The sequence below is a fragment of the Roseovarius sp. genome (assembly GCF_030373445.1).
GTDB lineage: Bacteria > Pseudomonadota > Alphaproteobacteria > Rhodobacterales > Rhodobacteraceae > Roseovarius.
Map to the genome: position 1 here is coordinate 88,469 of NZ_JAUCYU010000016.1, position 13,997 is coordinate 102,465.

The window sequence follows — 13,997 nt, forward strand, 5'->3', positions numbered from 1 at the left end:
GTACGTCACTCGGCCGGGGCGGGGGCCGCGCCCGACAGGATCGTCTCGTGCCCCGGTTCGGGGTGACGCGGGATCAGCATGGCCAGCAACAGCGAGGTGCCCGCCATCCCGGCCGCCAGCAGGAACACCGCCCCGGGCGAGACGAGCCACAGATAGCCCAGCAGCGCCGGCAGGAAAACCGCCGCGATGTGGTTGATGGTGAAGGCGACGGCGGCGGTGGGCGCGATATCGCCCGGATCGGCGATCTTCTGGAAGTATGTCTTCAATGCCAAGGCCAGCGCGAAGAGCATGTGGTCGATCACGTAGAGCACGGCGGCCAGCAGCACACCCCAGCCGAAGTAGTAGATTCCGCCATAGGCCAGGAAGACGATCACCAGACCGGCATATTCGAAGATCAGCGTGGCGCGCTCGCCGAACTGGAACACGGCCCGGCCCATCAGCGGGGCGAAGATCATGTTGGCGACGAGGTTGATCAGGAAGAGCGCCGTCACCTCGTGCACCTGGAAGCCGAACTTCTCGACCATCATGAACCCGGCGAAAACCACGAAGATCTGCCGCCGGGCACCGGCCATGAACTGAAGCAGGTAGTAGAGCCAGTAGCGGCGCCGCAGGATCATCTTCTTGACCTGCGGATTGGGCGCCTCGAACTGCGGGTAGGCGAACATGCAGAAAATCGCCACGGCCGCTGTGAAGCCGCCCGCCAGCAGGTAGACGATGTTGTAGGTCAGGCCCAGCGTCTCCCAGGTGGCGACGATCAGGCCATAGGCCACCAGCGTTGCCGCCGACCCCGCCGCCAGCAGCCAGCCCAACATCTTGGGCGCGCGCAGCTTGTCGAGCCATTGCAGCTGCAGCGACTGGTTGACCGTCTCGTAATAGTGGAAGCCGATCGAGCTGAGCATGGTGATGGTCAGGATGCCGCCAAGGCTGGGGAACCACGCGGTCACCGCCGTCGCCACGCCGAGAAGCAGCAGCGACACCAGCCCCAGCACCTGTTCGCGCATGAAGATGATGATGGCGATCACGCCGATGGCAAGGAAGCCGGGGATTTCCCGCACGGTGTGCAGCCAGCCGATATCCTTGCCGTCGAACCCCGCCACCTCGATGACGAAGTTGTTGAGCAGGGCCGACCACGTGGCGAAAGCCACGGGCATGGCGGCGGCCATCAGGAACAGAAGCGTCACCGGGCGCCGCCAGACGGGCAGGGTTTGGGCTTCGGCAAGGGGCACGGTGCGGGTCATGTTCGTGCTTTACGCCGAAGTGCAGGGAATGGCGAGCGCTATTGACGCACAGTGAACTGTGCGTCAGGCGGCGTCCCGTGTCAGGCGCGCTGCCACGGCACGTGCAATCACCGGCGCCTGCCGCGATATCTCTCGAAGCTGGCCATTGGGCACCGTGTGATAGGAGCAGAACCACAGCCCCGGCGCCAGCTCCTCGCCCGAGGCGAAGGGACGGCCGGTGTCGTCGAGCACGCCCGGCATGGGCCCGAGGATCGGGCGCAGGTCGACCTCGTAACCGGTGGCCAGCAGGATCGCGTCGTATTGCGCGCTGGTGTCGTCGTCGAACGTGACCAGTGCTCCCTCGATCCGCGACAGGCCGGGGCGTACCTTTATCCGCCCGCGGCGGATCAGGTCGAGTGTGCCGAGGTCGATCAGCGGTATTCGCCCGTCTTCGCGCACTTGTGCGATGGGCCCCTTTTCTGATTTGCGCAGGCCGAGGCGGGCATAGTTGCCCATCTTCCACCGCAGGATCGGGGCGGTGATCGCGTCGACCACGCGGTAGGGGAAGATGCGTTGCAGCACCTCCCAGTTGCCGATGGGCCGGCCGAAGAGCTCTTTCGGGAGAAGGTTGACGGGGCTGCGAACGGCGATATCGACCTTACGGCCGGCTTCCGACAGGTCGATGGCAAGCTCGCCACCCGAGTTGCCGAAACCCACCACCAGCACGCGCTCTCCCGGCAGGTCGCCGGGGGCGCGGTAGGCGCGGGAATGGATCACCGGGCCGGGAAAGCTGTCGAGGCCCGGCCACGTGGCGAAATGCGGTGTTTCGGAGACACCGGTGGCAAAGACGAGGGCGCGGGTGGCGAGTGTCTCGCCCGTGGTCAGCGTCACATGCCAGTGGGTTTCCATTGGTTCCGCCCGGGCGACTTCGGCGCCGAGGCGAGGCTGCAGGTCGAACGCCTCGGCATAGCGCTCGAGATAGGCGACAACCTGGGCCCGTGGGACGTAGCGCGGCGCATCCTCGGGGAAGGGCAGTCCGGGCAGGGAGGAGCGCGCCTTGTCGGTATGCAAGGCCAGCCGGCGGTAGTGGCGGCGCCACGCGCTGCCGACCTTTTCTTCACGCTCAAGGATCAGCGGCGACAGCCCTTCGCCTTTCAGGCAGGCGCCCAGCGCAAGCCCAGCCGGCCCCGCGCCTATGACGATGACATCCTCCATATCCGCATTGGACGGAACCACTGTCAGCCGGTCAACCGGGGGCGGATCAATAAAAACTTTGCGGGTCTATATCGACACTCAGGCGGAACTGGTTCGAGCCGCGCACCTGCCCCACCCATTGCGCCACCGGGCCTTGAAGCGCCACGCCCTTGGGCGCCTTGACAAGGAGCCGCACCCGGTGTCGCCCGCGCACCCGGGCGATGGGGGCGGGGGCCGGGCCGAAGACCTGCGCGCCGGCGGCCCGGAGGGGGGCGTCGTTGCGGGCGAGATGGTTGCCGATGTCGAAGGCCTCCTGCATGTCGGTCGAGGAGAGGACGATGCCCGCCATCCGGCCATAGGGGGGCACACCCGCCTGACGCCGCTCGTCGGCCTCGGCGGCCCAGAAACCTTCCTCGTCGCCCGAGAGAATGGCACGTATCACCGGGTGTTCCGGCTGGAAGGTCTGGAGGAGCGCGGTTCCCGGCTTGTCGGTGCGCCCGGCGCGGCCCGCCACCTGGCGCATGAGCTGGAAGGTGCGTTCGGCGGCACGCAGGTCGGAGCCCTGAAGCCCGAGATCGGCGTCGATCACGCCGACCAGCGTGAGGTTGGGGAAGTTGTGCCCCTTGGCGACAAGCTGCGTGCCGATGATGATATCGGCCCCGCCCTCGGCGATCTCGGCGATCTGCTCCTTCAGCGCGCGGGCCGAACCGAAGAGGTCGGAGGAGAGCGTGGCAATCCGGGCGTCGGGGAAGAGCGCGGCGGCTTCTTCCGACATCCGTTCGACACCGGGGCCGACGGCGGCCATCCGGTCCTCGGCGCCGCAGCTTGGGCAGACCTGCGGCATCGGTTTCGTCTCGCCGCACTGGTGGCACATCAGGCGCTTGAGGAAGCGGTGCTCGACCATCCGCGCGTCGCAGTGGTCGCAGCCCACTTGGTGCCCACAGGCACGGCAGATCGTCACCGGGGCATAGCCGCGGCGGTTAAGGAAGAGGAGCGCCTGTTCCCCTTTCGCCAGCCGCGCCTCGACCGCCTTTTGCAGGGTGGGCGAGACCCAGCGTTGCGACGGCAGGGTTTCGGCCCGCATGTCGATGGCGCGCATCTCGGGCATCACCGCCTCGCCGAAGCGCGCGGTGAGGTCGAGCCGGCGGTACTTGCCCGCCTCGGCGTTGGCCCAGCTTTCAAGGCTGGGCGTGGCAGAGGCCAGCACCACCTGAGCGCCACAAAGGCTGGCCCGCAGAACGGCCATGTCGCGGGCATTGTAGAGCACGCCATCCTCCTGCTTGTAGGAGGTGTCGTGTTCCTCGTCGACGACGATCAGGCCAAGGTCGCGGAAAGGCAGGAAGAGGGCCGAGCGGGCGCCGACGACGACCTGCGCGCCGCCCTGCCCCACCATCTTCCAGATGCGGCGGCGCTCGGTCATGGTGGCGCCGGAATGCCACTCGGCGGGGCGGGCGCCGAAGCGGGCCTCGATCCGGGTGAGGAACTCGGTGGTCAGCGCGATTTCGGGCAGCAGCACCAGCGCCTGACGCCGCTGGCGCAGGGTTTCGGCCACGGCTTCGAGATAGACCTCGGTCTTGCCCGACCCGGTCACCCCCCGCAGCAGCGTCGTGCCGTAGGCGCCGGAACGGATACCCTCTTGCAGAGCCTCGACTGCCTCGCCCTGTTCGCCGGTCAGGTCGACCCCGGCGAAATCGGGTTGAAGCGTCGGGAAGGGCACGTCGCGCGGCGTGTCCTCTTCCCGCACGGCGCCGTGTTTGACCAGCCCCTTGACCACCGAAGAGGTGACGCCCGCCTGTTCGGCCAGTTCCTTCAAGGTGAAGGACAGCCCGCCATAATCGCGCAGCACCTCGAGTACCCGGCGTCTCGCATCGGTCATGCGCTCGGGCTCCGCCTCGCCGAGGCGATAGATCTTGCGCATCGAGGGTGGGTCGCCCAGCCCCGGTGCGCGGGTGGCCAGCCGCAGCATCGCGGGCATGGAAGTGAGCGTGTAGTCGCCGGCGCGTTCGAGGAAGGCCTGCAACTCTTCGCGCATCGGCGCCACGTCAAGCACCCGGATCACCGAGCGGATCTTCGAGGCGTCGAAATCGCCCTTGCCCGGCCCCCAGACCACGCCAAGAACCTTGCGCGGGCCCAGCGGCACCTCGACGAAGGCGCCGGGCTGGCAGCCGCCCTCGGGTGCCTTGTAGTCGAGCAGCCGGTCGAGGGGCTGGGTGGTCAACACCCCCACCAGCTCGCCTTCGGCAAAGAATCCCGGCGCCTTGGCCACGCAATCGCTCCTTCAAGGGTTTCGGCAAATCAATCTATGGGGTAAACGCAAAGCCAACCAGACCCAAGCCGCTTGAAAGGGTGCGCCATGAAGTTTTTCGTAGATACCGCAGATGTGGACGCGATCAAGGAACTGAACGACCTCGGCGTCGTCGACGGGGTCACGACGAACCCCTCGCTGATCCTGAAATCGGGGCGCGACATCCTCGAGGTGACCAAGGAGATCACCGAGATCGTCAGCGGCCCGGTCAGCGCCGAGGTGGTGGCGCTGAAGGCCGACGACATGATCGCCGAGGGTCGCAAACTGGCCAAGATCGCCGACAATATCGCCGTGAAGGTGCCGCTGACATGGGACGGGCTGAAGGCCTGCAACGTGCTGACCAACGAAGGCCACATGGTCAACGTGACGCTGTGCTTCTCGGCCAACCAGGCGCTGCTGGCCGCCAAGGCGGGGGCGAGTTTCATCAGCCCCTTCATCGGCCGGCTGGACGACATCAACCTCGACGGGATGCAACTGATCGCGGATATCCGGCAAATCTACGACAATTACGATTTCGAGACGGAGATCCTGGCCGCCTCGATCCGCACGGTGAATCACGCCTTCGAGGCCGCGCGCATCGGCTCTGACGTGATGACCGCGCCGCCGGACGTGATCAAGAAAATGGCGCAGCATCCGCTGACCGACAAGGGGCTCGAGGCGTTCCTGAGCGATTGGGAAAAAACAGGGCAGAAAATCCTGTAGGGCGTGCTATAAAATCGAAAAAGATAAAGAGGCAGGAATGAGCAGCAGCCCAGCCATGAACGACCAGATGCGCGAGAAAATCATCTCGCAACCGGATGTCATCCTTGAGGATCAGGACCTTATGCGCGCCCTGATCGCGGCCAACGAGCGTGCGATGGGCGGCAATATCGTCGACCTTCGCGGGATCGCGATGGAACGGCTCGAGGCACGGCTTGCCCGGCTGGAGGATACGCATCGCAGCGTGATCGCGGCGGCCTATGAAAACCTCTCGGGCACCAACCAGGTGCACCGCGCCGTGCTGCGGATGCTGGACCCGACGGATTTCGAGACCTTCCTGCGCGACCTCGGCGGCGAGGTGGCGGATATCCTGCGGGTGGATAGCGTCAAGCTGGTGCTGGAATCGGTGCAGGATGACGAGGATCCGGCGGTACGCAAGCTGGGCGATGTTCTTTCGGTGGCCGAGCCCGGTTTCATCGAGGATTACCTGACCGCGGGCCGCCCCGGCCCGGCGCGGCAGGTCACCCTGCGCCAGCTGAGCGAGGGCGATGCACAGATCTATGGTGAACGGGCCGAGTATATCCGGTCGGAAGCCTGCCTGATGCTCGACTTCGGCAAGGGGCGCCTTCCGGGCATGCTGGCCATGGGGGCCGAGGACCCGCACCAGTTCAGCCCACAGCAGGGCACCGACCTGCTGGCCTTCTTCACCGGCGTTTTCGAAAGGGCGATGCGCCGCTGGCTGTCATGATTTCCGACGCCGCGCAGGCCGCGCTTCAGGGTTGGCTGCAATCGCAGAAGGCCCTGAAGGGCGCCTCGGCCAACACGCTTGACGCCTACAGGCGCGACGTTTCGGGTTTCCTGGCCTTCCTGACCGAGCACAAGGGCGCGCTGCAGGGCATCGGCGCGCTCAAGACGGTAACCCTGTCGGACATGCGAAGCTGGATGGCGCGCTGCCGCGGGCAGGAGATTGGCGCGCGGTCGCTGGCGCGGAAACTGTCGGCGGTGAAGAGCTTCTATCGCTGGCTGTCCGAGCGCGAGAATTTCGACGCCACCACGGTGATGGCGGCGAAGGCGCCCAAGTTCCAGAAGAAGCTGCCCCGCCCGCTGGCCGAGGATGCGGCGCAGGGAGTGATCGACACGCTCGACCTGCAATCGCAGGAGCCGTGGGTCGCGGCACGGGACCAGGCGGTGGTGACACTGCTGTACGGCTGCGGGCTGCGGATATCAGAGGCGCTTGGCCTGAAAGGCGCCGACCTGCCGCTTGGCGAGGTGCTGCGGATCACCGGCAAGGGCGGCAAAGAACGGATCGTGCCGGTGATTGCGCCGGCGCGAGACGCGGTGGCGGTGTACCTGCGGCTTTGCCCCTACCCTGCCGAACCGGGGGCGGCCGTCTTCCGCGGCGTGCGCGGCGGGGCGCTCGGGCCGCGGGCGGTGCAAAAGGTGGTCGAGCAGGTCCGCCTGCAGCTTGGCCTGCCCGCCAGCGTGACGCCGCATGCCATGCGCCATAGCTTCGCGACACACCTGCTGAATGCCGGGGGCGACCTGCGGGCGATTCAGGAACTGCTCGGGCACGCCTCGCTTTCCACCACGCAGGCCTACACCGCCGTCGATACGGCCCGCCTGATGGAGGTCTATCGCCGTGCCCATCCCAAAGCCTAATTGCGCCGCGGGCGCTTTTGCTTCATGACACCCACATGACGGACACGTTCAAGGCCCTCCTCGTTCACCTTCTGACCGCCACGGGTGCGGTGTTCGCCATGCTGGCCATGCTGGCGGCGGTGGACGAGAAATGGGACCTGATGTTCCTGTGGCTGGTGGTGGCGTTTGCCGTCGACGGCATCGACGGGCCGCTGGCCCGGCACTACCAGGTGCAGAAGTATTCGCCGCGGTTCGACGGCGTACTGCTCGACCTGATCATCGATTACCTGACCTATGTCTTCATCCCGGCCTTTGCGCTGTTCAGCTCGGACCTGTTGCCGGGCTGGACGGGATGGTTCGCGATCATCGTGATCACCTATGCCAGCGCGATGTACTTCGCCGACACCAAGATGAAGACCAAGGATAACTCGTTCCACGGCTTTCCCGGCTGCTGGAACATGCTGGTGCTGGTGCTGGTGCTGTTCGCGGTCGAGCCGAATTTCTGGCTGATCCTCGTGCTGGTGGTGGCGATGGCGGTGGCAATGTTCCTGCCGCTGAAATTCGTCCACCCGGCGCGGACGAAGCGCTGGAGGGTCGTGTCGCTGCCGGTGGCCGTGGCGTGGACCTTCTTTGCCGGCTGGGCGGCTTGGGTCGATTTCCACCCGGAAAGCTGGGCGCATTGGGGTCTGGTGGCGACGAGCCTCTACCTGCTGTTTGCCGGGATCGTGCAGCAGGTCATTCCCGAACGGCGCAAGGCCTAGATCAACAGGCCCGCCGCGCCCTCGTGGCGTAAAAGCCAGACTTTCGTTTCCACCCCGCCTTCACCCGAATACCCGCCGAGAGAGGTGGCGCCCAACACGCGGTGGCAGGGGATGATCACCGGGATCGGGTTGCCGCCGCAGGCCTGCCCGACGGCCTGGGCCGGCACCCCGAGGCGCTTGGCGATTTCGCCGTAGGTGAGCGTTTCGCCGAAGGGGATGGATTGCATGACGTCGCAGACCGAGACCTGGAAATCGGGCGCCTCGACGGCAAGGGGGAGGTCGAATTCCTTGCGTGTTCCGTCGAAATAAGCCTTGAGCTGTGACAGGGCCTCGGCCAGTTCGGGGCGGTCGTCGTGACCCTTGGGCGCGTCCCACGTGACGCGGGTGATGGCGGTGCCGTTGCTGGTAACGGTCAGCGGGCCGACCGGCGTTGGCAGGGTGGCGGAATACATGGGCGGCCTCCTTCGGCGTTGCCGCGAAGGATAGCGCGTTTCGGAGGCCCGTGCGCCCCGAAACCTGCGCATTGACGCGGCTAACTGCGCGGGAGGGCGTCGTAATCTGGCAGGCGGTCCTTCAGGAAGGTGTATCCTTCCCGCGCCTCGGCGATTTCACTCCTGGTCACGTCGAACCAGCGCAGGTCTTCGGCGTGGGCGTCGAAGGGCATCTTAGGCTGCGTCTCGTCCATCCACGGCCGGCAGAAGGCCGAGCCGCCGAAATGTGCGCCCGCCCGGTTCAGGCTGAGCAGGTAGACCTGGTTTTCCAGCGCCCGGGCGGTGATGAATTCGTGCCAGGTGGCAAAGCTCTCGTCGCGGTAATAGGCGCCGCTGTGCAGAATGACGTCGGCCCCGTGCTTCAGGGTCAGGCTGCGGGGCAGTTCCGGGATGCGGATATCGTAGCAAATGATCGGAGCGCAGGTGAGGCCGTTGACCTCGAAGGTCAGGACGTGGTCACCGCGGGTGAAATATTCCTTCTCCATCGAGGCGCCGTACTGGCAGAGATGCAGCTTGTCATAGGCGCCGAGGCAGGTGCCATCCGGGGCGGCCACGCCCATGCTGATGAACCTGTCGGGGCCGGCCTGCCGGGCGAAGCCGAAAACGACGTGGGTGCCATGCGCCTGCGCGACGCTGGCCCATGCCTGGAAAGACGGGCCCTCCAGCGGTTCGGCCAGATCATCCAGCGCATCGAAGGCGGGGCGGGCGTAGTCGATGCTGGACAGTTCGGGCAGTACGACGAGATCGGCGGGCCGCTCGGACAGCGCGTCGGAGACCAGCCGGGTTGTCCGGGACAGGTGCGCGTCGCGCTCCTCCGCGCGGGTCATGGGTGGCACGTCGATCTGGCAGGCGAGCAGGCGGAGCGAGGCGGGGTCGGTCATCCCCGTCACTCGGCGTTCAGCAGGACGGCTTCGACCCGGCGGTTGGCCTCGCGCCCGGCCTCGGTGGTGTTGGGCGCCACGGGCGAGAGGTAACCCATTCCGTTCGATTCCATCTGCGCACGCGGCACCTCGTAGCGCGACACCAGCCGTTCCAGCACAGAGGCGGCGCGGCGGCGGGAAAGGGCGACGTTCGGGTCGAGCCCGCCCACCGTGTCGGTATGCCCCACCAGCGCGATACGGCGGGCGGAATCGGCGTTCAGGAACGCCGCCAGGGCCGCGAGGGAACCGTAAGGCCCCTCTGCCAGCGCTGCCGAGCCGCTGTCGAACTCGAGATCGGAGAGCACGACGTGCCCCTGCCCTACCAGTTGCTCGACCAGCTTCGCCGCCTCGACCGGTTGTGGCGGGGTCGCGGGGGTCAGGGTTCCGATATCGCCGATCTCGACCGTTGGGGCCTGCCCGCCGCCCACGGTGACGAGTTGCAGGTAGCCGGTCTCGCCCGTCAGGCTGACAAGGCAGGTGACATATTCCGCGGCGGCGCCATCCTTTCGCCGCGCCGACAGGAAGCGGAAGTCGAACAGGTCGACGAACATGTCTGGCGCGGGCAGGACGCTGACGTTGAAGCGGAAATCGAACCCGCCGCATTCCCGGTCGGCGCAGTCGAAGAGGATTTCGTAGCCCGCCTCCTGCAACTGATCCCGCAGGGGGGTCAGCAGCTTGAGCGTGGTCAGCTCTTCGCCCTCGATCCGCCAGGCCTGCCGGGTGACAATCCCCTCGACGTCGATCGAGGGAACCTGTCCGTCGGCGAAGGGGCCGGTGGGCAGGAGGTAGGACTCCGCCGCGCTCTGTTCTTCGCGGGTGAGGTCGGCATCGCCCGGCACGGTCAGGTCGAGCGCCTGCGCCATGCAGGCCCCCCCGGCCAGAAGCGGGAACAGGAGAAGGAGGCGCGCCAGCCCGGCCAACGGCGTTAGCGCGCCTGGGCGTGGTATTCGGGGTTGGGCTGCATCCCCGTCGCGCTGGCCACGCGGTTCGACATCGAGAAGAAGCCGACGACGCTGGCAATGTCCCAGATATCGCGGTCGGAGAAGCCCGCGTCGCGCAGGGCCTGCCGGTCATCCTCGGTCACCTCGGCGCTGGCCTTGGTGACCTTTTCGGCGAAGGACAGCATGGCGGTCTGTTTGGCGTCGAGGTCGGCCATGCGCCAGTTCATCACCATCGCCTCGCCCAATTCTGGCCTGCCCGAGAGCGCCCGCACGGCGGCACCATGGGCCACCTGGCAGTACCAGCAGCGGTTGATGGAGGAGACGACCACCGCGATCATCTCGCGTTCGAGCTTGGTCAGCCCGCTGTCGGCCAGCATCAGGTCGTTGTACATGGCCGTGAAGGCGTTGAGCTTGTCGATGTCGAAGGCGTAGGCCTTCAGCACGTTCGGCACCATGCCCAGCTTGTCCATGCAGACGTCGAAGTATTTCTGCGTCTCGGGCGGCAGCGGGTCCGCCATCGGCAGATCGAGGGCGGTGGGCTGATCGTCTTGGCTCATGACGGGCTGTCTTCCTGTAGTTTGCGGTAGTGGTACTGTCCCACAACCCCAAGGCCGAGGGAAGCATAGAGGGCGTTGGCGCCGGTGTTGGCCTGTGTGCAGAGGGCCGAGATGAAGGTGCCGCCGTTCTGCACCGTCCAGAGCGCGGCCTGGCGGCAGGCGCGCGCGGCCACACCCTTGCGGCGCAGGGCTGCGGGCACTTCGAGCGCGTGGATCATGCCGACGCCCGCGTGCAGGCCGACGAAGGCGGTGGCAGCGGGGGTGTGCTCGAACCGGCCGATGATCGAGGTCTTGGGGCCGGCGACCCGGTGCATCACCGCAATCCGGCCGGGGCCGATGCCGCCGTCGGCCCACATGTCGACCTGGATCGCCAGCGGCTCCCACACGGCGTAGGCCTTGGCGCGCGGGCCGGCCGCGTCGGCGAGGGGCTGGGCCGGGCCGATCCACAGGTTGACCGGGTCGACCACCTTGTAACCGCGCGCGTCGAGCGTGGAGTCGAGGGCGTCATCCCCCTTGCGGATCATGAAAAGCGGTGTCTGGCCAAGCGCGCGCATCGCCGCTTCGGCTTGCGGCAAGTCGCCTTCGGTGACCGGGCCGTTCGCCGTGGCGGCCGAGACGCGCTGGCCGCCGCCCTGCCCTTCGCGGATCGTCCATGGGCCGGCCTGCGTCATGGCGGCGGGGGCCCATGTCGCGTCGATCACGCCGTAGAGGGTTTCGATGTCCGGGGTCATTCCGGGAAGGCCTTGCGCAGCTCGGCCATCGCGGCGTCGAGCCTTGCGGGATCGGGCCCGCGCAGCACGACGTTGGCGCCGAAAGCCCCCTCCCGCTGGAACGGGTAGGAGCCCATGGACAGGTCGGGATAGCGCTTTGCCAGCTCGGCCAGCGGGCCCGCGGTATCGCCCTCGGGGCGCATGATCCGAAGTGTTTGCGACAGCACGGGCGAGCCGCCGGTGATGGAAGGCAGCACGCTTTCCAGCATCGCCTCGAAGATGCGCGGGACGCCGGCCATGACATGCACGTTGCCCAGCGTGAAGCCCGGCGCGATGCTGACCGGGTTGTCGATGAGGGTGGCGCCCTCGGGGATGCGGGCCATGCGCAGGCGGGCGTCGTTCAGGGTCTGGCCGCCTTTCTCGTAATGGGCCGCAAGCAGGGCGCGGGCATCCTCGCGCACGTCGATCGGGGTGTCGAAGGCGCGGGCCACGTTGTCGGCGGTGATGTCGTCATGGGTGGGGCCGATGCCGCCCGAGGTGAAGAGGTGATCGTAGGTGTCCGACAGCGTTTTCACGGCGTTGGCGATGGCGTCGGGGTCGTCGCTGACCACGCGCACCTCGCGCAGGTCGATGCCGCGGCCCGTCAGCACCTTTGCGAGGTGGTGCATGTTGGCGTCGCGCGTGCGGCCCGAGAGGATTTCATCCCCGATGACGAGCATGGCGGCGGTGGGGTTGGGCATCGGCGGCCTTTCTTGAACGGGTCGTCAGATCGGTATAGGCCCTGATTCATGCGCTTTCAAACCCCTCTTGAGCCGGCGCGGCTTCTTCGCCGGTACAAACGGTTCCTGGCCGATATCCGGCTGGAGGCGGACGGGCGCGAGGAGGTGGCGCATTGCGCCAATCCGGGCTCGATGATGGGGCTGGCCGAGCCGGGGATGCGCATCTGGGTCGAGCCGAATGACGACCCGCGGAAGAAGCTGAACTATGGCTGGCGGCTGGTGGATCACGGCGATGGGCATTTCACCGGGGTCGATACCGGGCTGCCGAACCGGGCGCTGAAAGCCGCGCTGGAGGCGCGGGCAGTGCCGGGGCTGGAGGGGTATGGAACGGTGCTGCCCGAACGGAAGTACGGGGCCGGCAGCCGGATCGATTTCCTGTTGCAGGAGAAGGGGTTGCCGGATGCCTACGTGGAGGTGAAGTCGGTGACGCTGTCGCGGCAGGCGGGGCTTGCGGAGTTTCCCGACAGCGTGACGGCGCGGGGGCGCAAGCACCTGCTGGAACTGGCGGAAATGGCCCGGGCCGGGCACCGGGCGGTGATGCTGTTCCTGGTTCAGAGGACGGATTGCGCCGAGGTCACGCTGGCTTCGGATATCGACCCGGCCTATGCCGCCGCTTTTGCAGAGGCAGAGGCAGCCGGCGTCGAGACGATCTGCCTTGGCTGTGCCATCACGCCGGAAGCGGTTCAGGTGGCGGGGCCGCTCGGTTTTTCAACGCCCCGTTGAATGGGGCCCGTGCCGACCCGGCAAATCGCGGAAACTCTTGGAAAATCCGGCAATTGCATTACCTTTCATCCGAGTGACGTAAGATATTGCAATGCTGGAGCAGCGCACAGTAGGCCGCAGGCGGGGCCTCTGGCACATCGGGCGCATCTGTCATAAATAGACGCCGAAACGGTAAGTTACGGGAGCCAACCGTGAAGAACGAACATCGCGGCAAACTGACACGCGACGGGATCCGCATCCATGAGCGGGACGACTTTGCCGGCATGCACAAGGCGGGCGAGCTGGCGTCGCGTATCCTCGACGAGGTGGCGCCGCATGTGCAGGTTGGCCAGACCACGGGCGCGCTCGATCGGATGATCGAGGACCATGTAAATAGGGCCGGGGCGACCTCGGCGACGATCGGGTACAAGGGGTACCAGCACGCGAGCTGTATCAGCGTCAACCACGTGGTTTGCCACGGGATTCCGGGAAGCAAGCTGCCGAAATGGAAGAACGACACCAACCGGCGCACGGATGATACGCTGATGGATGGCGATATCCTGAATATCGACGTCACGGTGATCGTCGACGGGTGGTATGGCGACACCAGCCGGATGTTCGTGGCCGGCCAGCCGAAGCCCTATGCCGAGCGGCTGATGCAGGTGACCCATGACAGCCTGATGAAAGGGATCGAGGCAGTGAAGCCGGGCAACACGTTCGGCGATATCGGCCATGCGATCCAGAGCTTCGTGGAAGGTCATAAAATGAGCGTTGTCAGGGACTTCTGCGGTCACGGGCTGGGCCGGGTGTTCCATGCGCCGCCCAACGTGCTGCACTATGGCCGCCCCGGGACGGGGCCGGTGCTGGAGGAAGGCATGTTCTTCACCATCGAGCCGATGGTGAATCTCGGGCGGCCGGAAACCAAGGTGCTGTCGGACGACTGGACGGCGATCACGCGGGACAAGTCGCTTTCGGCGCAGTTCGAGCACTCCATCGGGGTGACGGCAGACGGGTGCGAGATATTCACGCTGTCGACAGCGGGTAAATTCCACCCGACCTGGGGCTGACCGCCCTGCCCTTGGC

Annotated in this window: 15 protein-coding genes; 6 read left to right on the top strand and 9 right to left on the bottom strand. The window is 66.6% G+C overall.

What is annotated here, in order from left to right:
* Positions 1-5: 5 nt before the first annotated feature.
* The 3 genes from QUV18_RS22705 to QUV18_RS22715 all read right to left on the bottom strand — a co-directional run bounded on the left by QUV18_RS22705 (position 6) and on the right by QUV18_RS22715 (position 4,677).
* On the bottom strand, positions 6-1,238 hold the full coding sequence (locus QUV18_RS22705; protein WP_300896442.1) for an MFS transporter: 1,233 nt from the start codon (positions 1,236-1,238) through the stop codon (positions 6-8).
* Between the two features lie 63 nt (positions 1,239-1,301).
* Entirely contained in the window at positions 1,302-2,432 is a 1,131-nt protein-coding gene (locus QUV18_RS22710; protein ID WP_300896443.1) for an NAD(P)/FAD-dependent oxidoreductase, read from the bottom strand.
* Between the two features lie 46 nt (positions 2,433-2,478).
* Positions 2,479-4,677, bottom strand: a complete 2,199-nt coding sequence (locus QUV18_RS22715; protein WP_300896444.1) for a primosomal protein N' — start codon at positions 4,675-4,677, stop codon at positions 2,479-2,481.
* An 87-nt stretch (positions 4,678-4,764) separates the two neighbouring features.
* On the opposite strand from QUV18_RS22715, the gene fsa reads away from it, so the two are divergent.
* From fsa to QUV18_RS22735, 4 genes are read left to right on the top strand one after another with little or no spacing between them, the layout of a single operon-like run.
* Positions 4,765-5,418, top strand: a complete 654-nt coding sequence (gene fsa, locus QUV18_RS22720) for a fructose-6-phosphate aldolase (RefSeq protein ID WP_300896445.1) — start codon at positions 4,765-4,767, stop codon at positions 5,416-5,418.
* 37 nt (positions 5,419-5,455) lie between these two features.
* Positions 5,456-6,163, top strand: coding sequence for a DUF484 family protein (locus QUV18_RS22725; protein WP_300896446.1), 708 nt, complete (start codon positions 5,456-5,458; stop codon positions 6,161-6,163).
* On the top strand, positions 6,160-7,074 hold the full coding sequence (locus QUV18_RS22730; RefSeq protein ID WP_300896447.1) for a tyrosine recombinase XerC: 915 nt from the start codon (positions 6,160-6,162) through the stop codon (positions 7,072-7,074). Before QUV18_RS22725 ends, QUV18_RS22730 begins: the two co-directional genes overlap by 4 nt.
* Before the next feature lie 35 nt (positions 7,075-7,109).
* Complete coding sequence (locus tag QUV18_RS22735) at positions 7,110-7,814, top strand: CDP-alcohol phosphatidyltransferase family protein (RefSeq protein ID WP_300896448.1); 705 nt, start codon at positions 7,110-7,112, stop codon at positions 7,812-7,814.
* Here the strand turns inward: QUV18_RS22735 and QUV18_RS22740 are convergent.
* From QUV18_RS22740 to QUV18_RS22765, 6 genes are all read right to left on the bottom strand, one after another.
* On the bottom strand, positions 7,811-8,266 hold the full coding sequence (locus QUV18_RS22740; protein WP_300896449.1) for a methylated-DNA--[protein]-cysteine S-methyltransferase: 456 nt from the start codon (positions 8,264-8,266) through the stop codon (positions 7,811-7,813). The genes QUV18_RS22735 and QUV18_RS22740 overlap by 4 nt on opposite strands.
* An 80-nt stretch (positions 8,267-8,346) precedes the next feature.
* Positions 8,347-9,186: a carbon-nitrogen hydrolase family protein gene (locus QUV18_RS22745; protein WP_300896450.1), complete on the bottom strand. Its 840-nt coding sequence runs from the start codon at positions 9,184-9,186 to the stop codon at positions 8,347-8,349.
* A 5-nt stretch (positions 9,187-9,191) separates the two neighbouring features.
* Entirely contained in the window at positions 9,192-10,088 is an 897-nt protein-coding gene (locus tag QUV18_RS22750; protein WP_300896451.1) for an OmpA family protein, read from the bottom strand.
* Positions 10,089-10,150: 62 nt separating this feature from the next.
* Positions 10,151-10,723: a peroxidase-related enzyme gene (locus QUV18_RS22755; RefSeq protein WP_300896452.1), complete on the bottom strand. Its 573-nt coding sequence runs from the start codon at positions 10,721-10,723 to the stop codon at positions 10,151-10,153.
* Positions 10,720-11,454 carry a GNAT family N-acetyltransferase gene (locus tag QUV18_RS22760; protein WP_300896453.1) on the bottom strand — a complete coding sequence of 245 codons (735 nt, stop codon included), beginning with the start codon at positions 11,452-11,454 and terminating at the stop codon, positions 10,720-10,722. The genes QUV18_RS22755 and QUV18_RS22760 overlap by 4 nt, the downstream gene beginning before the upstream one ends.
* Positions 11,451-12,173, bottom strand: a complete 723-nt coding sequence (locus tag QUV18_RS22765; protein ID WP_300896454.1) for a molybdopterin-binding protein — start codon at positions 12,171-12,173, stop codon at positions 11,451-11,453. The genes QUV18_RS22760 and QUV18_RS22765 overlap by 4 nt, the downstream gene beginning before the upstream one ends.
* 48 nt (positions 12,174-12,221) lie before the next feature.
* Between QUV18_RS22765 and sfsA the strand changes: the two genes are divergently transcribed.
* Both sfsA and map read left to right on the top strand, forming a co-directional pair.
* Entirely contained in the window at positions 12,222-12,935 is a 714-nt protein-coding gene (sfsA, locus tag QUV18_RS22770; protein ID WP_300896455.1) for a DNA/RNA nuclease SfsA, read from the top strand.
* Positions 12,936-13,126: 191 nt separating this feature from the next.
* Positions 13,127-13,981, top strand: a complete 855-nt coding sequence (gene map / locus QUV18_RS22775; protein WP_300896456.1) for a type I methionyl aminopeptidase — start codon at positions 13,127-13,129, stop codon at positions 13,979-13,981.
* Positions 13,982-13,997: the final 16 nt, after the last annotated feature.

Coding starts and splice junctions, on each gene's coding strand:
- QUV18_RS22750 (WP_300896451.1), bottom strand. CDS start 10,088: ATGGCGCAGGCGCTCGACCTGACCGTGCCGGGCGATGCCGACCTCACC.
- QUV18_RS22730 (WP_300896447.1), top strand. CDS start 6,160: ATGATTTCCGACGCCGCGCAGGCCGCGCTTCAGGGTTGGCTGCAATCG.
- QUV18_RS22755 (WP_300896452.1), bottom strand. CDS start 10,723: ATGAGCCAAGACGATCAGCCCACCGCCCTCGATCTGCCGATGGCGGAC.
- QUV18_RS22710 (WP_300896443.1), bottom strand. CDS start 2,432: ATGGAGGATGTCATCGTCATAGGCGCGGGGCCGGCTGGGCTTGCGCTG.
- QUV18_RS22765 (WP_300896454.1), bottom strand. CDS start 12,173: ATGCCCAACCCCACCGCCGCCATGCTCGTCATCGGGGATGAAATCCTC.
- QUV18_RS22725 (WP_300896446.1), top strand. CDS start 5,456: ATGAGCAGCAGCCCAGCCATGAACGACCAGATGCGCGAGAAAATCATC.
- QUV18_RS22745 (WP_300896450.1), bottom strand. CDS start 9,186: ATGACCGACCCCGCCTCGCTCCGCCTGCTCGCCTGCCAGATCGACGTG.
- QUV18_RS22760 (WP_300896453.1), bottom strand. CDS start 11,454: ATGACCCCGGACATCGAAACCCTCTACGGCGTGATCGACGCGACATGG.
- fsa (WP_300896445.1), top strand. CDS start 4,765: ATGAAGTTTTTCGTAGATACCGCAGATGTGGACGCGATCAAGGAACTG.
- QUV18_RS22740 (WP_300896449.1), bottom strand. CDS start 8,266: ATGTATTCCGCCACCCTGCCAACGCCGGTCGGCCCGCTGACCGTTACC.
- sfsA (WP_300896455.1), top strand. CDS start 12,222: ATGCGCTTTCAAACCCCTCTTGAGCCGGCGCGGCTTCTTCGCCGGTAC.
- QUV18_RS22735 (WP_300896448.1), top strand. CDS start 7,110: ATGACGGACACGTTCAAGGCCCTCCTCGTTCACCTTCTGACCGCCACG.
- QUV18_RS22705 (WP_300896442.1), bottom strand. CDS start 1,238: ATGACCCGCACCGTGCCCCTTGCCGAAGCCCAAACCCTGCCCGTCTGG.